2 protein-coding genes (1 of these 2 only partly in view) are annotated in these 23,423 nt (G+C 74.0%); both read right to left on the bottom strand.

The features are described 5' to 3' along the window. Positions 1 to 2: 2 nt before the first annotated feature. Positions 3 to 1,019 (bottom strand): methyltransferase, encoded by a 1,017-nt coding sequence (locus K8Z49_RS48205; protein ID WP_021593731.1) that lies wholly within the window; start codon positions 1,017 to 1,019, stop codon positions 3 to 5. Then, positions 1,016 to 23,423 carry the 3' portion of a non-ribosomal peptide synthase/polyketide synthase gene (locus K8Z49_RS48200; protein WP_412517224.1) on the bottom strand. Its footprint extends 377 nt past the window's final position, so the window shows 22,408 of its 22,785 coding nt (coding positions 378-22,785); its start codon lies off the right edge, out of view; the stop codon is at positions 1,016 to 1,018. The genes K8Z49_RS48205 and K8Z49_RS48200 overlap by 4 nt, the downstream gene beginning before the upstream one ends.

The following is a 23,423-nucleotide window of genomic DNA, read 5'->3' as shown; positions in this document are numbered from 1 at the left end:
GGTCATGGGCGGCCCGCCGTCACGACCCCCATCCCGCTCGGCAGGCGCAGCGTGGACCGCGGCTCCAGCCCGGCGTCGCGCAGCAGCCGCCGGACGGCCTCGTCCCCGCGCTCGCCGCCGCCGTCGCCGCCGAACAGCGACATCAGGTAGAGGTCCATCCCGGCCGCGAACCGGGACGAGTCGTCGGTCCCGCCGTCCGGCAGCAGGTCGATGACCATGAGCGTGGCGTCCGGCGGCATCGCCGTGCGGCAGACGCGCAGGATGTCGACCGCCCGTTCGTCGTCCCAGTCGTGCAGCACGTGCGACAGCAGGTACAGGTCGCCGCCGGACGGGACCTCCGCGAAGAAGTCGCCGGCGACGAGCGAGCAGCGGCCGGCGAGCCCCCGGGCCGCGAGCCGACCGGCCGCGCGCGCCACCGTGCCGGGCAGGTCCAGCAGCCGGCCGTGCGCCCCCGGCACCCCCTCCAGCAGGCGTGCGAGCAGTTCGCCGTCGCCACCGCCGACGTCGACGATCCGCCGGTACGGGGTGAAGTCGACGGCGCCGAAGACCTCGTCGAGCTCGACGCGCAGCCCCTCGGCCTGTGACCGGTCGAACGTCGCGTTCAGTTCCGGCTCGCCTGTCAGGTGCTCGAAGAAGCCGGTGCCGAAGGCGTCGGTGAACGCCGACCCGCCGGTGCGGGCGGTGTGACCCAGCCGCGTCCACGCGGTGCCGACCGGACCGCCCAGCAGCAGCGCGGTCGGCCGGGCCGAGCCGGGCGCGTCCTCGCACAGCGTCGCGCCGAGCGGGGTGAGCCGGAAGGCGCCGTCGGCGTCCGCGGCGAACACGTCGAAGGCGCTGAGCGCGCGCAGCAGCCGCCGCACGGCGCCGGGATGGGCCGACACGCGGGCGGCCAGCTCCTCGGCCGTGCGCGGACCGTCGCGCAGCTCGTCGGCGAGCCCGAGCTCGGCCACGACGCACAGGGCCCGGGACACGATCTGCCCGTGCAGGAGGGCGCGCATCCGCACCGCGTGTTCGGTCATTTCGTGCTCCCCTCGTCCCGTGTGCTCAGCCACTCGGTCATCGCCTCCCCGACCAGCGGGACCATGTCGGGCCGGGTCATGTCCGAGTGGCCGCACGGCAGGCCCACGGTGGTGATCCGGCCCGCGAGATGGGACCCCCACATCGCCTCGGAGGAGAACTCCGCCGGCTTTCCGTCCTCCGCGACGAGGATCAGCGTGTCGCCGTCGAACCGGCCGTATCGATGAGCGCCCCTGACCGTCGCGTTGTTGTGGAACACGCGCGCCAGCCGCATGACCTCGTCGTCCAGCAGGCCTCCCAGCCGCTGCCTCGTCTCGGCGCGGATGCGCCGTGCCAGTCGCGCGACGGCGTCGGGCGGCACGGCGCGCGCGGGATCGCCGCCCGCGATGGCGGCGGCCGTCTCGTCGTCCTCCTCCTCGCCGGTGACCGCGGGCGCGGCGCCCCGATACGGCGGGTAGGCGTCCATGAGGATCAGCGACACGTCCTCGCCCTCGGACCTGAGCCGGACCGCGGCCTCGTGCGCCGGGGTCCCGCCGAAGGACCAGCCCACCAGGTGGTACGGACCGGACGGCTGCGCGGAGCGGATGCGCTCCACGTAGGCCGCGGCCATCTCGGCGACGGAGCCCGGCATCCCGTCCTCGCCGTCGAGGCCCTGCGCCTGCAGGCCGTAGAGCGGGTGCCCCTCCGGCATGTGCCGGGCGAACGGGAGGTAGCACCAGCTCAGCCCGCCCGCGGGATGGACGAAGAAGAACGCCGGCTTCGTACCGCCGGCGCGGATCTGCAGCAGCCCGCCGAGGGCGTCCCGCATGGACGACAGGGTGAACGAGTGGATCAGCCGGCCGGGCGTCGGGTTGGCGATCACCTCGCGCAGCGCGACCGTGACGCCCTCGGCCCGCAGCCGTTCGACGAGCCTCACCGCCAGCAGCGAGTGGCCGCCGAGCGCGAAGAAGTCGTCGTCCACGCCGACCTCGGGCACGTCGAGGACGTCGGCGAACGCCCCGCGCACGGTCGCCTCGAACATGTCGGCGGAGGCGAGGTTGCGGGACGGGGCGGAATCCGCCGCGCTCCTCGGGGCGGGCAGGGCGGCGCGGTCGACCTTGCCGCTCGGCCGCAACGGCAGGGCGTCCAGGACGACGACGGCCGAGGGCACCATGTAGTGCGGCAGCCGGGTGGCCGCGGACCTGCGCAGAGCGTCCGGCAGCGCCTCGGTGTCCGCGCCGGGATCGGCGGGCACGACGTAGCCGACCAGGCGCGCGTCGTCCTGCGCCTCGGCCCGGACGGTCACGACGGCCTGCGCGACCCGTTCGTCGGCCGACAGCACGGCCTCGATCTCCCCGAGCTCGATCCGGAACCCGCGGACCTTGACCTGGTCGTCGGTGCGCCCCGCGAAGACCAGCTCGCCGTCGGTGGTCCAGCGGGCGAGGTCACCGGTCCGGTACATCCGCTCGCCGGCCCCGAACGGGTCGGCGACGAACCGCTCGCCGGTCAGGGCGGGCCGGCCGAGGTAGCCGCGCGCCACACCGGCCCCGGCCACGTAGAGCTCCCCGGTCACCCCGGCCGGGACCGGCCGCAGGCGGGCGTCCAGCACGACGGTGCGGGTGTTCGCGATCGGCCCGCCGATCGGGACCTCCGCCGTCCCCGGGCGGCACCGCCACGCCGAGGCGTGGATGGTCGTCTCGGTCGGCCCGTACGTGTGGAACATGGCGCGTCCCGGCGACCAGCGGTCGACCAGCTCCGGCGGGCACGACTCACCGCCGACCTGCAGCACCACGTGCGGGGGTATCGCGCCCTCGCGGATTCCGGCCAGGACGGCGGGCGACATGGCGGCGTAGGTGATCTCGCGGTCGACGATGAAGCGCGACAGCTCCTCGCCCATCCGCTCCGCGTCGGGGACGACCACCAGGGTGGCGCCCGTCGACAGCGCGATCGACCACTCCAGGGAGAACCTGTCGAAGCCCGCCGACGTGGCCTGGGCGACCCTCACGGTCGGGTGCGTCCCCAGCCGGGCGCCTCCGGCCACCGCGGTGTTCACCAGCCCGGCACGGGTGACCACCACGCCCTTCGGCCGCCCCGTGGACCCCGAGGTGTAGCAGACGTACGCCGGGTGCTCGCCGCGCGGAGGCGCCGGCCGCTCGTCCGCCTCGATCGCCCGTGCGGGCAGCCCCGCCGTCTCGGCCGCGAACGCGGCGGAACCGACGTCGATGACCTGGCCCGGGAACCCCTGAACGGAGGCGGCCCCGAGCGCGTCGGCGACGACCAGCACGGGCCCGGCGTCCTCGAGGATGAAGGCGAGCCGCTCGGCGGGCTGCACGAGATCGAGCGCCAGGTAGGCGCCCCCCGCCTTCAGCACGCCCAGCAGGACGGCCGTCAGGCCGGCTCCCCGCTCCATCGCGACCGCGACCACCGACTCCGGGCCGGCCCCTCGGGCGATCAGCGCGCGGGCGAGGCGGTTCGCCCGCGCGTCCAGCTCGGCGTACGACAGCTCGGCGTCGTCGGCGAGCACGGCCGGGGCGTCCGGCGTCCGCGCCGCCTGGGCCTCGAACATCCCGGTCACCGACGTGTGCGGCACCTCCGTCGCGGTGTCGTTCCAGGCCCAGGTCAGCCGATCGCGCTCGGACTTGTCGAGCACCTCGATCGCGCCGACCCGCGCGGCCGGATCCTCTTCGAGGGCCGTCACCAGGTGGTCGACGCAGGTCTGCAGCATCCGGCAGACCACCGCCGCCTCCGCCGGCGCCACCGTGTCCACGGTCAGCTCGATCCCGTCGCCCAGGTCGTCCACCGACACGGTCATCGGGTAGTTGGTGGCCCTGCCGGTGTACATCATCTTGATGCCGGAGGGTGCCGGTGCCTGCCGCGAGGCCGACGCCGGGTCCGGGCCGTGGGAGTACCGGTAGTTGAGGATCGAGGTGAACAGCGGGCTGCCGCCGGGCACGCCGCTCGCCCGCTGGGCGAGGGCGAGCGAGGCGTGCTCGTGGACGAGCAGCTCGGCCAGCTGGCCGCGCATGGAGTTCAGCGCGTCCTCGACGCCGGTGCCGTCCATCCGGACCCGCACCGGCAGCGTGTTGAGGAACAGGCCCGCCGTCCGGTCCGCTCCCCGTCCCGCGTTCATGCGGCCGAACAGCACGGTGCCGAAGACGACGTCCTCGCGGCCGCTGAGGGTGGCCAGCACCCGCGCCCACGCCAGATGGAAGATCGTCGCCGGGCTCATCCCCAGCGTGCGCGCGACCTCCCGGGTCCGCCTGCTCACCTCCTCGTCGATGAACCGGCTCGCCGAGGTAATGCCGCTCCCGTCACGGTGGACGTCCAGCAGCCCGTACGGCGCCGTGGTCTCCTCGACGTCGCCCAGCAGATCCGCGAAGTACCGCTCGTGCTCCTCCCGCGGCACGCCCAGCCGCGCCTGCGCGACGAAGTTACGGAAAGGCAGCGGCTCGGGCAGCTCGTCCTCCCGGCCGGTCAAGATCGCACGTAGTTCGCCCAGCAGGACGTCCTGGGTCGTGTGGTCCTGGACCAGGTGGTGGATGCGCAGCAGTGCCAGCCAACGCCCGTCCACCGGCCGGTCGGAGACATGCACGTCGATCAGCGGCGCACGCCGCAGGTCCATCCCCGCACCCGCCGCCGCCAGCAACCGCCGCACCGGCTCGGCACCGTCATCCAGCACGACCTCCCGCACCGGCAGCACCGCCCGGCGGACCACCACCTGCACCGGCTCCCGCACTCCCTCCCACACGATCGCGGTCCGGTAGATGTCGCGCCGGTCGATCACCTGCTGCAACGCGGCCAGGAACCCGTCCAGGCGGTCCCGGGAATCGAAGCCGACGACCTTCGGGGAGACGTAGACGTCCCGGCCGCCGTCGGCCTGAAGCAGATGGTGGAAGAACAGACCCTCCTGCAAGGGAGCCAGCGGATAGACGTCCGCGATGTTGGCCGCACCGCCCTCCACCGCGGCGACGATCCGCTCCACCTCATCGGCGGACAGGTCCACGAGCGTGAGCATGTCCGGCGTGATCTCGGTGGCGTCCGCCGGGATGCGGTTCTCCGGCACCGGCACCTCGGCCGGGCCCGCCGCCGCGGCGAGGCTGGCCGGGCTGGGCGACTCGAACAGCGTCCGCACCGAGACCGACACCCCGCGCTCCCGCAGCACCTCCACCAGCCGCACCGCCAGCAGCGAGTGCCCGCCCAGCGCGAAGAAGTCGTCGTCCACGCCGACGGCGTCCAGGCCGAGCACCTCGGCGAAGGACTGGCAGAGGACCTCTTCCTCCACGCTGCTCGGGGCACGCCCGCTCACGACGGCGTGGTCCGGCGCGGGCAGGGCGGCCCGGTCGAGCTTGCCGTTGCCGGTCAGCGGCAGGGCGTCGAGTGCGACGAAGGCCGAGGGCACCATGTGGCCGGGCAGCTTCGCGGCGGCGTAGCGGCGCAGCTCGGCCTCGTCCGCGTCGCCCACCGCGTAGGCGACCAGCCGTTCGTCGCGCATCACCACCGCGGCCCGCTCGACCAGCGGATGTCCGGCGAGGACGCTCTCGACCTCGCCCGGTTCCACGCGGAACCCGCGGATCTTGACCTGGTCGTCGACCCGGCCCGCGAACTCCAGCTCCCCGCCCGCCGTCCACCGCGCCAGGTCCCCGGTGCGGTACATCCGCCCGCCGAACGGGCAGGCGACGAACCGCTCCGCCGTGAGCGCCGGACGTCCCGCGTACCCGCGGGCCACCTGGGCGCCGGCCACGTACAGTTCACCGGCCACCCCGGCCGGCACCGGCTCCAGCCGGCCGTCCAGCACGTACAGCCGGGTGTTGGCGACCGGGGTGCCGATCGGCGCCCCCGGCGCCAGCCGCGCCGTGGCCACACCGATCGTGGTCTCCGTGGGTCCGTAGTGGTTGAACACCTCGCAGTCCGCGGCCAGCAGCTCCGCGACCAGGTCCGGCGGAGCCGCCTCGCCGCCGAGCACCAGCGCGCCGCCCGGCACCGCGCCGGCCCCGAGCGCGGCCAGGTGCGACGGAACGACCTTCAGGAAGTCGATCCGGTGGTCGGCCAGATACGACCGCACCGCGGCCGCGTCGGTCACCATCTCCTCGGGCGGGATGTGGAGCCGGCCGCCGGAGGTGAGGCTCGCGAACACGACCGTGTTGCCGAGGTCGGTGGCCTGGCCCTGCAGCACCGCGTACCGGCCCGTCCCGAACCCGACGCGCTCCGGCACCGTGGACACGTAGTTCGCCAGCCCGCCGTGGGTGACCACCACTCCCTTGGGGCGTCCGGTCGATCCCGACGTGTAGATCACGTACGCCGCCTGCCCCGCGGCCACGGGCACGCGCGGTGCGTCGCCGGGCATCGCCGCCAGCAGTGCCGCCGTCGGCGCGCCGTCCAGCGCCTCCACCCGATGGCGGCCCGCCGGAAGATCGTCCAGCACCTCCTCGCAGGTGAGGGTCAGCACCGCGCCGCTGTCGGACTGCATGTGGGCTATCCGCTCGGCGGGCTGCCCCGGGTCGATCGGAACGTAGGCCGCGCCCGCCTTCCACACGCCCAGGATCGCCGCGACCATCTCGGCGCCGCGCGGCAGGCACACCCCCACCACCGACTCGGCGCCGACCCCCTGGCCGCGCAGGAAGTGCGCCAGCCGGTTCGCCCGCGCCTCCAGCTCCGCGTAGGACACCTCGCCGCCGTCCTCGACGACCGCGACCGCGTCCGGGGTCCGGGCCGCCTGGGCCTCGAACAGCTCCGGCACCGGCAGGGGCCCGGTCTCGGCCGCCGTGTCGTTCCATGCGACGAGCAGCCGGTCACGCTCGGCGGGGTCCAGCACGTCCAGCGCGCTCACCCGCGCCGACGGATCCTCGACCGCCGCCGAGAGGACCCGCACGAAGCGGTCCGCGATCCGCTCGACCGAGGCGGCCTCGAACAGGTCCGCCGCCCCCGCGATCTGCCCGCCGATCCCTCGCGGCGCACCGTCCGCCGCGAACTTCTCCCCCACCAGCACCGACAGGTCGAACTTCGCCGGGCCCTCGTTCATCGGCAGCGTCGTGGCACGCACTCCGGAGCGCGCGGGGCCCGGGCCGGCGTCCGGGCGCGTGCCGGTCACCGGCATGGTGTTGTGCATGGTGAGGATCACCTGGAACAGCGGCTGCCGGGCCAGCGAACGCGCCGGGGCGAGCTCCTCGACCAGCCGCTCGAAGGGCACGTCCTGGTGCTCGAACGCCGCCAGTCCCCGGCTCCGCACCCGTCCCAGCAACTCCGCGAACGTCGGGTCGCCCGACAGGTCGCTGCGGATCACGAGCGTGTTGACGAAGCAGCCCACCAGGTCGTCCAGCGCCTCGTCCGACCGGCCGGCCACCGCCGACCCGATCGGGATGTCGGTGCCCGCGCCGAGGCGGTTGAGCATGGTCGCCAGGGCCGCCTGGAGCACCATGAACACCGTGACGCCCTCGGCGCGCGCCACCTCGCGGACCCGCGCGTGCACCTCCGCCGGGACCTCCACCGCGGTCGCGTGCCCTCGATGCGAGGCGACGGCCGGCCGGGCGCGGTCGAACGGCAGCGCCAGCTCCTCCGGCGCGCCGGCCAGCGCCTCGCGCCAGTACGCCACCTGCCGCGACAGCGGGCTCTCCGGGTCGTCCGGCGAGCCCAGCACCTCGCGCTGCCACAGCGCGTAGTCGGCGTACTGGACCGGCAGCGGCGCCCATTCCGGTGCGCGGCCCGCGCACCGCGCCGCGTAGGCCGCGTTCAGGTCACGCGCCAGCGGCTCCATCGACCAGCCGTCCACGGCGATGTGGTGCACCATCAGGGTGAGCACGTGCTCGTCCCGTCCGAGGTCGAACACCCACGCCCTGAACGGGACCTCGGCGGACAGATCGAAGGCGTACTCGCTCGCCTCCGCCACGGCGCCGGCGAGTCCCTCCGGGGCCACCTCGGCGACCGTGGGCTCCCACTCCAGCTCCTCGACGCCCAGCACGCGCTGGTACGGCTCACCATCGGCCACCGCGTACACCGTCCGCAGCACCTCGTGCCGCCCGATCACGTCCCGCAGCGCCGCCGCCAGCGCCGCCCGGTCCAACCCTCCGGACAGCCGCACCACCACGGGGCTGTTGTAGGTCGGGCTCGGCCCCTCCAGCTGGCCGATGAACCACAGCCGCCGCTGCCCGTAGGACAGCGGCACCCGCTCGGGACGGGTCCGCGCGACCAGCGCCGGCCGCCTGTGACCGGCGCCGGAGAGCCGGGCCGCCAGCCCGGCCGCCGAGCGGGCCTCGAAGACCGCCCGCAGCGGCACCTCGACGTCCAGGACCGCGCGCGCCCGGCTCACCAGCCGCATCACCAGCAGCGAATGCCCGCCGAGCGCGAAGAAGTCGTCCTCCGGGCCCACCGACGGCAGCCCCAGCACCTCGGCGAACACCTGGCACAGGATCTCCTCCCGTGCGTCGGCCGGCCCGCGGCCCCCGCCCGCGCCGGCGGCGGGCCCGGGTGCGGGCAGCGCGGCCCGGTCGAGCTTGCCGTTGCCCGTCAGCGGCAGCGCGCCGAGCATGACGACCGCCGAGGGGACCATGTACTCGGGCAGCGACTCCGCGCAGAAGGCGCGCAGCGCGGCCGGATCGGCGTCGCCGGTCGCGTACGCGACGAGCCGCCGGTCGCCGGGCCGGTCCTCGCGGACCAGCACCGCGACCTGGCCCACCGACGGATGCCGGGCCAGGACCGCCTCGATCTCGCCCGGCTCGATCCGGAACCCGCGAAGCTGCACCTGCTGGTCGGCGCGCCCCCGGTACTCCAGCGTGCCGTCGGGGAGCCAGCGGGCCAGGTCGCCGGTGCGGTACATCCGCCCGGGTCCGTGCGGGCAGGCCACGAAGCGCTCGGCGCTCAGGCCCGGCCGGTTCAGGTAGCCGCGGGCCAGCCCGGCCGCGGCCACGTACAGCTCCCCGGTGACGCCGGCCGGCACCGGGCGCAGTCTCGCGTCCAGCACGTACAGCCGCATGTCGGGCAGGCCGGTGCCGATCGTGCCGCGCCCGCCGGCCGCGGACGACCGGTCCAGCGGACCGTACGTCGTGTGCACGGTCGTCTCGGTGATCCCGTACATGTTGACGAGCACCGGCGCGTCGTCCGGATGCCGCGCGTACCACGTCTCCAGGCGCGCCGGATCCAGCGCCTCGCCCCCGAAGATCACGTACCGCAGCGCCAGCTCGCCCGGCGGCTCCACCTCCGCGAGCTGGTAGAAGGCGGACGGCGTCTGGTTGAGCACCGTGACCCGCTCGCGGGCCAGCAGGTCGAGCGCCTCCTCCGGCGACCTCGACACGGCGTGCGGCACGACGACCAGCCGGCCTCCGTACAGCAGCGCGCCCCACATCTCCCAGACGGAGAAGTCGAAGGCGTACGAGTGGAACAGCGCCCATACATCGTCGGGGCCGAAGCCGTACCACCGCTCGGTCGCCGCCAGCAGCCGCACCACGTTCCGGTGCGGGACGACCACGCCCTTCGGGCGGCCGGTCGAGCCGGAGGTGTAGATCACGTACGCCGGGTGGTCCGGGGACAGCGGCACACGCGGGGCGGTGGCCGGATACCGGGACAGCCCGGCCTGGAAGGCGTCGTCGAGCAGGATCCGCTCGCCCGATCCGGGGTGCGGCCCCTTGGCCAGCAGCAGCGCCGGGCGGGCGTCGTCCAGCACGTACGCGATGCGGTCGGCGGGGTTCGCCGGATCGATCGGCAGGTAGGCCCCGCCCGCCTTGAGCACGGCGAGGATCGCCACGATCATGTCCTCGTCGCGCGGGAGCGCCAGCGCCACCGGCCGCTCCGGGCCGACGCCCCGCTCGATCAGGTGGTGCGCGAGCCGGTTCGCGCGCTCGTCCAGCTCCCCGTATGTGAGGGTGGAGCCGCCGCTGGTGACGGCGGGCGCGTCAGGCGTGCGGCCCGCCCGCTCCTCGAAAAGCGCCGGGATCGTGATCGCGCGGCTCGCGCCGGCGGCCCCCGTGCCCCGGCTCCACTCCGACAGGGTCCGCTCCCGCTCGGCCGGGTCGAGGACGTCCAGCATGCTCAACCGGACGCCGGGGTCGTCCTGGAGCGCGTCCACCAGGTTGGCGAGGCAGGTGTGCAGCAGCCGGCACAGTGCCGTGCCGTCGACCGCGTCCACCGCGTCCACCGTCAGCCCGAACCCGGCGCCGTGGTCCTCGATCGACACCGCCACCGGATAGTTGGTGGCCTCCCGCGCCGACACGGTCCGGATCCCCTCGGCGCGCCGGTGCGGCGCGTCGCCACGGTCCGAGCCGTGCCGGTAGTTCAGGATCGAGGTGAACAGCGGCCTGCCGCCCGGCATCCCGCTGGCCTGCTGGGCAAGGCTGAGCGGGGCGTGCTCGTGCACCAGCAGCTCGGCGAGCTGGTCCCGCATCGCGTCCAGCGCGTCGCCCACGCCGGTCTCATCGAGGCGCACCCGCACCGGCAGCGTGTTGATGAACAACCCCGGCACCCGGTCCGCGCCCGCGCCCGCGTTCATCCGGCCGAACAGCACGGTGCCGAACACCACGTCGTCCCGGCCGCTCACCGTCCCGAGCACCCGGGCCCACGCCAGGTGGAAGATGGTGGCGGCGCTGACGCGCAGGCCGCGCGCCACCTCGCGGACCCGTGCGCCGAGGTCGTGGTCGACGGTCACGCGGGCCCGTTCGACGCTCCCGCCGTCGCCGTGCACGTCGACCAGGTCGTACGGCGCGGTCGTCTCCTCGACGTCGCCGAGCAGGTCCGCGAAGTAGCGCTCGTGCTCTTCCCGCGGCATCCCCAGCCGGGCCTGCGCCACGAAGTCCCGGAACGGCAGCGGCTCGGGCAGCTCGTCCTCGCGCCCCGACATGATCGCGTCCAGCTCCGCCAGCAGCACCTCCACGGTGGTGTGGTCCTGGACGAGGTGGTGCGTCCGTAGCAGCGCCAGCCACCCGCCGCCGTCCTCCGGCGCGACGTGCACATCGATCAGCGGGGCGCGCCCCGTGTCCATCGCGGTCCCCTCCGCGGCGGCGAGGTCCGCCACCTCGTGGACCGGCAGCACCGCCCGGCGCGTCACCACCTGGACCGGCTCCCGCAGTCCCTCCCACACGACCCCCGTGCGGTAGACGTCATGCCGGTCGATCACGCGCTGCAGCGCGGCCAGGAAGGCGTCCAGGCGCTCCCGCGCGTCGAACCGGAGCACCTGGGGAACGAGATAGGCGTCCCGGCCGTCGTCGGCCATCAGGTGGTGGAAGAACAGGCCCTCCTGAAGCGGAGCCAGCGGATACACATCGGCGATGTTGGCGGCGCCGCCCTCCACCCTGTCCACGACCCGCCCGACCTCGTCGGCCGTGAGGTCGGCGAGCGGCAGCATCTCCGGGGTGAGGTGGTCGGCATCCGGCGGGATCAGGTTCGGCGGGACCTCGACCGTCTCGGCCTCGGCCCCCGCGGCCAGACCCGCCGGTGTCGGCGTCTGGAACAGCGTGCGCACCGACACCGAGACGCCCTGGTCGCGCAGCGCCTCCACCAGCCGGACCGCCAGCAGCGAATGCCCGCCCAGCCGGAAGAAGTCGTCCTCGACCCCCACGCCGTCCAGGCCGAGGACCTCCGCGAACGCGCGGCACACGATCTCTTCCCGCACGCCGGCCGGCGCCCGGCCGGCGCCCGCCGCGAACCGGGGAGCGGGCAGGGCCGCGCGGTCCAGCTTCCCGCTGGCGTTCAGCGGCAGTGCGTCCAGGCGCACGAACGCCGAAGGCACCATGTAGCCGGGCAGCCGGTCGGCCACGAACCGGTGCAAGTCCTCCTGACCTGCCTCGCCCACCGTGTAGGCGACCAGGTGCCTGCCCCCGGGACCGTCCTCACGCGCGACCACCGCGGCCTGGCGAACTCCCGGGTGAGCGGTCGTCACCGCCTCGACCTCGCCCGGCTCGATCCGGAAGCCCCGGATCTTCACCTGGTCGTCGGCGCGGCCCGCGAACACCAGCTGCCCGCCGGGTGTCCATCGGACGAGATCCCCCGTCCGGTACATCCGCTCGCCCGGCTCGAACGGGCACGCCACGAACCGCTCGCCCGTCAACCGCGCGAGCCCCAGATACCCCCGGGCCAACCCGGCTCCGGACACGTACAACTCGCCCACGACGCCCGGCGGAACAGGCCGCAGGGCGTCGTCCACCACGTACACACGGGTGTTGGGGATCGGGGTGCCGATCGGCACCGCGCCGCCGGCCACCGACTCGGGGTCGCACCGCCACACCGCCGCGTTCACCGTCGTCTCGCTGGGGCCGTAGCTGTTGAACATCACCCGCCCGTCCGAGGCCCACCGCGTCACCACCTCGGCGGGCAGTGCCTCGCCTCCCACGTCCAGCACGAATTCCGGATCCAGCGATCCCTCGGGGAGCGTGGCCACCACCGCCGGCGGGAGCGTCGCGTGCGTCACCCCCGACTCGTTCAGGAACCCCGCCAGTTCGCCCCCCAGCCGCCGCTCCGGGGGGACGATCACCAGCGCCGCCCCGCCCAGCAGCGCCAGCAGCCACTCCTCGCAGAACATGTCGAAGCCCACCGAGGCGAACTGCGCCACCCGCGACCGCCCCGGCACCAGCCCGAACCGGTCGTGGCTCACCGTCAGGTTCGCGAACCCCGCATGGGAGATCACCACGCCCTTGGGCCGGCCCGTCGACCCCGTCGTGTACACCACGTACGCCGCGTTCCCGCCCTGGACGTCCACGCGCCGATCACCGGTGTCCATCTCCGCGTCCGGCGAGGCGAGGCCGGGAGAGCCCATCTCCACGACCGGTGCCGGGGACCCGCTCACCGACGCCGCACCCGCCGCGTTCGTGATCACCAGGCACGGCCCGGCGTCGGCCAGCACGGACGACGACCGCTCGGCCGGCTGCGCCGGGTCCAGTGCCAGGTACGCGGCGCCCGCCTTCAGCACCCCCAGCAGGACCACCATCAGATCGGCGCCTCGCGGCATGGCGACGGCCACCACCGACTCCGGCCCCGCGCCCCGTCCCCGCAACCAGCGCGCCACCCGGTCCGCTCGCGCGTCGAGCTCCGCGTACGACAGCGAGATGTCACCGTCCACCAGCGCCATCGCGCCGGGAAGCCGCGCCGCCTGCTCCTCGAACATCCGCACCACCGACACGGTCGGCGCGTCCACCGCCGTCCGGTTCCACTCCACCAGCATCCGGTGCCGTTCGGCCGGGTCCAGGACCTCGACCCGGCTCACCCGCGCCGACTGGTCGAGCGCCACCGCGGACAGCACCCGGGCCAGGGCGTCGGCGAACCGCTCGGCCGTCCGCTGATCGAAGACGTCGGCGGCCGCGGTCACCGATCCGCGCAGCCCAGCCGGCGCGCCCTCGCCGTCGAAGACCTCCTCGACGCTGACGTCCAGGTCGAACGTCGCCGTCGCGGTCCCGGACCGGGGCGCCGACGCCGGCGCGCCGCCCGCGCGGACCCCGGGGAGGTCCAGGGTCGCCTGGGCGTTGTTCTGCAACGTCACCATCACCTGGAACAGCGGGTGGCGCGCCAGCGACCGGGCCGGAGCCAGTTCCTCCACCAGACGCTCGAACGGCACGTCCTGATGGGCGTAGGCGCGCAGGCTCGTCTCGCGCACCCGGGCCAGCATCTCGGCGAACGTCGGGTCGCCGGACAGGTCACCGCGGATCACCAGCGTGTTCACGAAGAACCCGACCAGACCGTCCAGCGCCTCGTCCAGACGGCCCGCGACCGCCGAACCGATCGGGACATCGGTGCCCGCGCCCAGCCGCGACAGCGTCACCGCCAAGGCCGCCTGGAGCACCATGAACACGGTCACGCCATGTTCGCGCGCCACCTCACGGACTTGGGCGTGCACGTCGGGCGGCACCGTGAGCGGCGCCCGGTACCCACGGTTCGATGCCATCGCGGGACGCGGCCGGTCGAACGGCAGCGCCAGCTCCTCCGGGACCCCCGCCAGCGCCTCGCGCCAGTACGCGACCTGTTCCGCGAGGAGGCTCCCGGGATCGTCCTCCGACCCGAGCAGATCCCGCTGCCACAGCGTGTAGTCCGCGTACTGCACCGGCAGCGGCGCCCACTCCGGCGCGTGCCCCGCTCGCCGGGCCGCGTAGGCGGCGCTCAGGTCGCGCGCCAGCGGCGCCATCGACCAGCCGTCGGCGGCGATGTGGTGCACCACCAGCGCCAGCACGTGCTCGTCCGGTCCGAGCGTGAACAACCACGCCCGGATCGGCACCTCGGCCGACAGGTCGAACGCGTACCGGTTCGCCTCGGCCACCGCGTCCGGCAGCTCGTCCCGGGTGATCTGGTCGGCCGTCAGGGCGAAGAACGGCTCGCCGCGGTCCAGCACCCGCTGGTACGGCTGGCCGTCGGCCACCGGGAACACCGTGCGCAGCACCTCGTGCCGTTCCAGCACGTCGCGGAACGCCTCTTCCAGCGCCCGCCGGTCCAGCTCGCCAGTCAGCCGCAGGGTGGTGGAGACGTTGTAGGCCGGGCTCGGCCCCTCCAGCTGCGCGAGGAACCAGAGCCGCCGCTGCGCGTACGACAGCGGCAGCCGCTCCGGACGCCCCACCGGCGCCAAGGCGGTGCGCGCCCGCTCGGCCTCGAACAGCCGTCCGGCCAGGCCGGCGGGGGTCGGCGACTCGAACAGCGTCCGCAGCGGCACCTCGGCTCCGAGGATGGTGCGCACTCGGCCCACCAGCCGCGTCGCGAGCAGCGAATGCCCGCCGAGTGCGAAGAAGTCGTCGTCCACGCCGACGTCGTCCAACCCCAGCACCTGCGCGAACACCTGGCACAGGAGTTCCTCCCGCGCGCTCGCCGGAGCACGGCCGGCCGGGGTCGCGGTCCCGAAGGCGGGTGCGGGCAGCGCCTTGCGGTCGAGCTTGCCGTTCACGGTCAGCGGCAGCGCGTCCAGGGCGACGAACGCGGCGGGCACCATGTGCTCGGGCAGGCCCGCCACCGCCAACGCCCTCAGCTCCGCCTCCTCCACCACACCCTGCACATAGGCGACGAGCCGCTCCTCATGAACGACCACCGCGACATCGGCCACCCCCGGATGCCGCGCCAGCACCGCCTTGACCTCACCCAGCTCCACCCGGAACCCGCGCAACTGCACCTGCTCGTCGCTGCGGCCCAGATACTCCACGTCTCCGCCGGCCCGCCACCGGACCACATCGCCGGTCCGGTACATCCGGGTCCCCGCCGCCCCGAACGGGTCGGCCACGAACCGCTCCGCACTCAACCCCGGACGATGCAGATAGCCCCGAGCCAGCCCCGCACCCGCCACGTACAACTCACCCGCCACCCCAGGCGGTACCGGCCGCAACCGCCGATCCAGCACATAAAGCCGCAGGTCCGCCAGACCAGAGCCGATGACGTTCGACGCGGTCCGCACCCGCTCGCGGTCCAGGGCGTAGCGGGTGGCGAACACGGTGGTCTCGGTGGGCCCGTAGACGTTCATGAGCCGCGGCGCGTCGTCCGCGTGCCGGTCGTACCAGTCCTCCAGGCGGCCCAGTTCCCACGACTCGCCGCCGATGTTCACGTGCCGCAGCGACCAGTCGTCGCGCTGTTCCGCCATGAGCTGGAAGAACGCCGAGGGCGTCTGGTTCAGCACCGTGACCCGCTCGGCCGCCAGCAGCTCCGCGAACTCGCGCGGCGACCGCGACGTCAGGTACGGCACCACCACCAGCCGGCCGCCGTACAGCAGCGGGCCCCACAGCTCGCACACCGTGAAGTCGAAGGCGTACGAGTGGAACAGCGTCCACGCGTCATCCGGTCCGAAGTCGAACCACCGCTCCAGCGAGCGCACGAATCGCACGACGTTCTGGTGGGGGACGACCACGCCCTTCGGGCGACCGGTCGACCCCGACGTGTAGATCACGTACGCCGCGTGCTCCGGTGACACCGCGACCCCGAGATCACCATCGTCATAGCCGAGGACGTCCACGTCCTCGACCCCAACGGTCACCACCGGATCGGTGTCACCCAGCACGAAATCGATCCGATCCTGCGGATAATCCGGATCGATCGGCACATACGCCGCCCCGGACTTCAGCACCGCCAGCACCGCGACGACCAGCTCCACCGACCGCGGCAGAACCAACGCCACGAAACGCTCCGGCCCCGCACCCCGCTCCACCAGGTACCGGGCCAGCCGGTTCGCCCGCGCGTTCAACTCCGCATAACTGATCGACGAACCCTCGAACGTCACCGCCGGAGCATCCGGCGTCCGCGCCACCTGCGCCTCGAACAGCGCCGGAACCGTCGACCGCTCTTCTACGACCGCCCCGCCGCCGGCCCACTCTTCCAAGATCACCGCGCGCTCGGCCTCACCGAGGACGGCGACGTCCGGCAGCCGGCGCGCCGGCGCCTCCTCCAGCGCGTCCGCCAGGTCGGCGACGCAGGTGTGCATCAACCGGCACAGAGCCGGTCCGTCGACGGACGCCACCGCGTCGACCGTCAGCCCGAACCCGGCGCCGCGGTCCTCCACGGACATGGCCACCGGGTAGTTCATGGCCTCCCGCGTCGACACGGTGCGGATGCCCGAGACACCCGCGGGCGCGGCATCGGTCCGGCTGTGCCGGTAGTTGAGAATGGAGCTGAACAGCGCGCTGCCGCCCGGCACCGCACTCGCCTGCTGGGCGAGGCTGAGCGGGGCGTGCTCGTGCACCAGCAGCTCGGCGAGCTGGTCCCGCATCGCGTCCAGCGCGTCGCCCACGCCCGTCTCGCCCAGGCGCACCCGCACCGGCAGCGTGTTGATGAACAACCCCGGCACCCGGTCCGCGCCCGCACCCGCGTTCATCCGGCCCAGCAGCACGGTGCCGAACACCACGTCGTCCCGGCCGCTCACCGTCCCGAGCACCCGGGCCCACGCCAGGTGGAAGATCGTGGCGGGGCTCACTCCCCGCGCACGGGCGATCGTCCGGATCCGCCGGCCCACCTCGCCGTCCACGTCCAGGCGGGCCTTCTCGGCCCCGCTCCCGTCGTGGTGGACGTCCAGCAGCCCGAACGGCGCGGTCGTCTCCTCGACGTCGCCGAGCAGGTCCGCGAAGTAGCGCTCGTGCTCCTCCCGCGCCATCCCCAGCCGGGCCTGCGCCACGAAGTCGCGGAACGGCAGCGGCTCGGGCAACTCGTCCTCGCGCCCCGTCATGATCGCGTCCAGCTCCGCCAGCAGGACGTCCTGCGTGGTGTGGTCCTGGACGAGGTGGTGCATCCGCAGCAGCGCCAGCCACCCGCCGCCCTCCTCCGGCGCGACGTGCACATCGATCAGCGGGGCGCGCCCCACCCGCATCGGCGCCCCGTCCTGGAGCCGCCCGACCTCCCGGACCGGCAGCTCCGCCCGGCGGACCACCACCTGCACCGGCTCGGACAGCCCTTCCCACACGATCGCGGTGCGGTAGATGTCGTGCCGGTCGACCACCCGCTGCAGCGCGGCCAGGAAGGCGTCCAGGCGCTCGCGCGCGTCGAACCGCAGCACCCGCGGCACCACGTAGGCGTCCTCACCGCCATCGGCCATCAGATGATGGAAGAACAGGCCCTCCTGAAGCGGAGCCAGCGGGTACACGTCCGCGATGTTCGCCGCACCGCCCTCCACCGCGGCGACGACCCGCTCCACCTCGGCCGCGGACAGGTCCACGAGCGTGAGCATGTCCGGGGTGATCTCCGTCGCGCCCGCCGGGATCAGGTTCTCCGGCACCGCCACCTCGGCCGGACCCGCCGAGACCGCCAGCCCGGCCGGTGTCGGCGCCTCGAACAGCGCCCGTACCGAGACCGGGACCCCGCGCTCGCGCAGCACCTCCACCAGCCGGACCGCCAGCAGCGAATGCCCGCCCAGCCGGAAGAAGTCGTCATGCACACCGACGACCTCCACGCCGAGGACCTCGGCGAAGGCCTGGCACAGGATCTCCTCCTGCACGCTCCCGGGGGCGCGGCCGGCGGCGCCCGCGGCGGAGTAGTCCGGTTCGGGCAGCGCCGCGTGGTCGAGCTTCCCGTTGGCCGTGAGCGGCAGCGCGTCGAGAGCGACGAAGGCCGCGGGCACCATGAACTCGGGGAGGCTCGCCGCGGCCAGCTCCCGCAGCTCCGCCGCCCCGGCGTCGCCGGTCACGTAGGCGACGAGGCGGTCGCCTCTCGCGACCACCGCGACATCGGTCACCGCTTCGTGCCGCGCCAGCACCGCCCGTACCTCGCCCGGCTCGACCCGGAACCCGCGGATCTTTACCTGCTCGTCGACGCGCCCGAGGAACTCCAGGTTCCCGTCCGCCCGCCACCGCACGAGGTCGCCGGTCCGGTACATCCGCTCGCCCGCGCCCGCGTACGGGCAGGCCACGAACCGCTCCGCGGTCAGGCCGGGCCGGCCGAGGTAGCCGCGGGCCACCAGCGTGCCCGAGACGTACAGCTCGCCCGCCACTCCGGCGGGCACCGGCCGCAGCCGCCCGTCCAGGGCGTAGAGCCGCACGCCCGCGAGCGGGCCACCGATCATGCTGCCCGGCGCGGCGGCGGCACGCGCGCGGTCCAGCGCGTAGCCGCTGACGAGCACGGTGGTCTCGGTCGGACCGTAGGTGTTCGTCACCAGCGGCGCGTCGTCCGGGTGCCGGGCGTACCAGTCCTCCAGGCGGCCGAGGTCCAGCGCCTCACCGCCCAGGAACACGTACCGCAGCGCCCAGTCGTCGCGCTGTTCGGCCATGAGCTGGTAGAGCGCGGCCGGCGTCTGGTTCATCACCGTCACGCGCTCGGCGGCCAGCAGCTCCGCGAACTCGCGCGGCGACCGCGAGATCTCGTACGGCACCACGACCAGCCGGGCGCCGTGCAGGAGCGCCCCCCACAGCTCCCACACCGTCAGGTCGAAGCCGTACGAGTGGAACAGCGTGCGCACATCGCCCGGCCCGATGTCGCACATCTCGTCCAGGGCCCGCACCATCCACACCACGTTCTGGTGGGAGACCACCACGCCCTTCGGACGTCCCGTGGACCCCGACGTGTAGATCACGTACGCCGCGTGCTCCGGCGCGATCGGCAGGCCGAGGTCGCCGTCGTCGTGGCCGGAGACGTGCACGTCCTCGGGCCGGACGACCAGCACCGGGTCGGCGTCGGCCAGCATGAACGCGATCCGGTCGTCCGGATGATCGGGGTCGATCGGCACATAGGGCGCCCCGGACTTCAGCACGGCCAGCACCGCGACGACCAGGTCGGCCGACCGGGGCAGCACCAGCGCCACCGGCCGTTCCGGCCCCGCACCCCGCTCCACCAGGTACCGGGCCAGCCGGTTCGCCCGCGCGTTCAGCTCCGCATAGCTGATCGACGAACCCTCGAACGTCACCGCCGGAGCGTCCGGCGTCCGCGCCGCCTGCGCCTCGAACAGCGCCGGGATCGTCGTGCGCTCCTCCGCGGGCATCGCGCCGCCGGCCCACTCGTCCAGGATCACCGCGCGTTCGGCCCCGTCGAGGATGTCGACCGCGCCGATCGGGGTGTCCGGCGCGGTGACGACCGCCTCGACCACGCGTTCCAGGCGGCCGGCGAACCGCGCGGCGGTCCCGGCCTCGAACACGTCGGTGGCCACGATCACCGCGCCGCGCAGCCCGGCCGGGGCTCCCTCGGCGTCGAAGGCCTCGGTGAGGCTGAACTCCAGGTCGAACTTCGCCGTCACCGGGCCGTCCGCGGGCCCGGCCGGCAGGCCGCCCGCACGCACGCCGGGCAGGTCCAGCTCCGGCCGGGCGTTGTTCTCGAAGGTCAGCATCACCTGGAACAGCGGGTGCCGCGCCAGGGAGCGGGCGGGCGCCAGTTCCTCGACGAGGCGCTCGAACGGCACGTCCTGGTGCTCGAACGCGCCCAGCCCCGTCTCCCGCACCCGCTCCACGAGCTCGGCGAACGTCGGGTCGCCGGACAGGTCGGTGCGGATGACCAGGGTGTTGACGAAGAAGCCGACCAGGTCGTCCAGCGCCTCGTCCAGACGGCCCGCGATCCCGGATCCGATCGGGATGTCGGTGCCGCCGCCCAGCCGCGACAGGGTGACCGCCACGGCGGCCTGGAGCACCATGAACACGGTGACACCGTGTTCGCGCGCCACCTCGCGGACCCGGGCGTGCACCTCCGCGGGCAGCGCCAGCGGCACCCGGTGCCCCCGATACGAGGCCGCCGCGGGGCGCGGCCGGTCGAACGGCAGCGCCAGCTCCTCCGGGACCCCCGCCAGCGCCTCGCGCCAGTACGCGACCTGTTCCGCGAGGAGGCTCCCGGGATCGTCCTCCGACCCCAGCAGCTCGCGCTGCCACTGCGCGTAGTCCGCGTACTGCACCGGCAGCGGCGTCCACTCCGGCGCCCGGCCCTCGCGCCGGGCCGCGTAGGCGGTGCCCAGGTCGCGCGCCAGCGGCGCCATCGACCACGCGTCTCCCGCGATGTGGTGCACCACCAGCGCCAGCACGTGCTCGTCCGGCCCGGCCTCGCACAGCCACGCCCTGATCGGGATCTCGGCGGAAAGGTCGAACGCGTGCCCGCCCGCGTCGGCCACCGCCTCGACCAGAGGCAGCTCGAACCCGGTCTCGTCCACTCGGAGGATCCGCTGGTACGGCTCGCCGTCGGCGACCGCGAACACCGTGCGCAGCACCTCGTGCCGTTCCAGCACGTCGCGGAACGCCTCTTCCAGCGCCCGCCGGTCCAGCTCGCCGGTCAGCCGCAGGGTCACCCGGATGTTGTAGGTCTCGCTGGGACCCTCCAGCTGCGCGAGGAACCAGAGCCGCCGCTGCGCGTACGAGAGCGGCATCCGCTCGGTGCGTTCCCTCGGGGCCGGCGCCGGCCTCTCCCGGCGGGCCTCGAAGAGGCGTGCGGCCAGGCCGGCGGGGGTCGGCGACTCGAACAGCGTCCGCAGCGGCACCTCGGCACCGAGCACGGCGCGTACCCGGCTCACCAGCCGCGTCGCGAGCAGCGAGTGCCCGCCGAGCGCGAAGAAGCCGTCGTCCACGCCGACGGTCTCCACGCCGAGCACCTCGGCGAACACCTGGCAGAGGAGCTCCTCCCGCACCGTGGCGGGCCGGCGGCCTCCCCCTGCCGCGAACTCGGGTGCGGGCAGCGCCTCGCGGTCGAGCTTGCCGTTCACGGTCAGCGGCAGCGCGTCGAGGGCGACGAACGCGGCGGGCACCATGTGCTCGGGCAGGCTCGCCACGGCCAGCGCCCGCAACTCCGCCGCCTCGGCGTCGCCGGTCACGTAGGCGACGAGGCGCTCCTCATGCACGACCACCGCGACGTCGGCGACGGCTTCGTGCCGCGCCAGCACCGCCTTGACCTCACCCAGCTCCACCCGGAACCCGCGAAGCTGCACCTGCTCGTCGCTCCGGCCCAGGTACTCGACATCGCCGCCGGCGCGCCACCGCACCACATCGCCGGTCCGGTACATCCGGGTCCCCACCGGCCCATACGGGTCGGCCACGAACCGCTCCGCACTCAGCCCCGGACGATTCAGATAACCCCGGGCCAACCCGGGACCCGCCACGTACAGCTCACCCGCGACGCCGATCGGCGCGGGCCGCAGCCGTTCGTCCAGCACGTAGAGGCGCAGGTCACCCACGCCGGCGCCGATGATGTTCCCCGCCGCGCTCTCGGCCCGCGCCCGGTCCAGCAGGTACCCGGAGGCGAAGAGCGTCGTCTCCGTCGGCCCGTACATGTTGGACAGCCGCGGCGCGTCGTCGGCGTGCCGGGCGTACCACTCCCCCAGGCGGCCCGGTTCCCACGACTCGCCACCGACCGTCACGTACCGCAGCGCCCAGTCGGGCCGCTCCTCGCTCACCAGCTGGAAGAAGGAGGAGGGCGTCTGGTTCAGCACCGTCACACCCTCGGCCGCGAGCAGCTCCGCGAACTCGCGCGGCGACCGCGACGTCAGGTACGGCACCACCACGAGCCGGCCGCCGTACAGCAGGGAACCCCACAGCTCGAACACGGTCAGGTCGAACGCGTAGGAGTGGAACAGCGTCCCGACATCGTCCGGCCCGAGGTCGAACCACCGCTCCAGGGAGCGCAGCAGCCGCACCACGTTCTGGTGCGGGACGACGACCCCCTTCGGGCGTCCGGTGGACCCCGACGTGTAGATCACGTACGCCGCATGATCCGGCGACACCGCGACCCCGAGATCACCGTCCTCGTGACCCGGGACGTCCACGTCATCGGCCCGAACCGTCAGCACCGGCTCGATGTCGGACAGGATCAAATCAATCCGATCCTGCGGATAATCCGGATCGATCGGCACATACGCCGCCCCGGACTTCAGCACCGCCAGCACCGCGACGACCAGCTCCACCGACCGCGGCAGAACCAACGCCACGAACCGCTCCGGCCCCGCACCCCGCTCCACCAGGTACCGGGCCAGCCGGTTCGCCCGCGCGTTCAACTCCGCATAACTGATCGACGAACCCTCGAACGTCACCGCCGGAGCATCCGGCGTCCGCGCCACCTGCGCCTCGAACAACGCCGGAACCGTCGAACGCTCTTCTACGACCGCCCCGCCGCCGGCCCACTCTTCCAGGATCAGCGCACGCTCCCCGTCACCGAGGACGTCCACCGCGTTCACGCGCACCGACGGATCCGCGACGACCTGCGCCAGCACCTGGGCCCAGACGTGCGCGAGCCGCTCGATCGTCCGTTCCTCGAACAGGTCCGTCGCGCCCGTCACGGCTACCCGCATGCCGGCCGGCGCGCCGTCGGCGCCGAAGCTCTCGGCGGCCGTGAACTGCAGGTCGAACTTCGCCGAGGACTCACCCGCGGGGAGGCCGGAAACCGTGAGGCCCGGCAGGTCGAGCTGGGCGGACCCCGTGTTCTGCACGGTCAGCATCACCTGGAACAGCGGGTGCCGCGCCAGCGACCGCGCCGGCGCCAGCTCCTCGACGAGCCGCTCGAACGGCACGTCCTGGTGCTCGAACGCCTCCAGGCCCACCTCGCGGACCCGGGCCAGCAACTCCGCGAACGTCGGATCCCCCGCCAGGTCGACCCGCATGACCAGGGTGTTGACGAAGAACCCGATCAGGTCGTTCAACGCCCTCTCGGTACGCCCGGCGACCGCCGACCCGATCGGGACGTCCGTGCCCGCCCCGTGCCGCGACAGCAGGACCGCCAGCGCCGCCTGCAGCACCATGAACGAGGTCATGCGCCGCTCGCGCGCCACGGTCACCAGGGCCCGGTGCACGTCGGCCGGGACCTCCAGCTCGACCCGGTGCCCGCGGTACGAGGGCATCGCCGGCCGTAACCGGTCCGCCGGCAGCCGGAGCTCCTCCGGGGCTCCGGACAGGGCATCGCGCCAGTACGCCACCTGCCGGGCGAGGATGCTCTCGGCGTCGTCCTCGTCGCCGAGCAGCTCGCGCTGCCACAGGGTGTAGTCGGCGTACTGCACCGGCAGGGGCTCCCAGCCCGGTCGCCCGCCCTCCCGCCGGGCGGCGTACGCCGCGGACAGATCGCGTGCCAGCGGGCCGGTCGACCAGCCGTCCCACGCGATGTGGTGCACGACC

Origin of the sequence: Actinomadura madurae (genome assembly GCF_047130825.1) — a bacterium.
GTDB classification, from domain to species: domain Bacteria; phylum Actinomycetota; class Actinomycetes; order Streptosporangiales; family Streptosporangiaceae; genus Spirillospora; species Spirillospora madurae.
This window is presented reverse-complemented; position numbering and strand designations above follow the sequence as displayed.

Bases quoted from the DNA above. Each gene is read 5' to 3' on its own strand.
- K8Z49_RS48205 (WP_021593731.1), bottom strand. From the start codon at position 1,019: ATGACCGAACACGCGGTGCGGATGCGCGCCCTCCTGCACGGGCAGATC.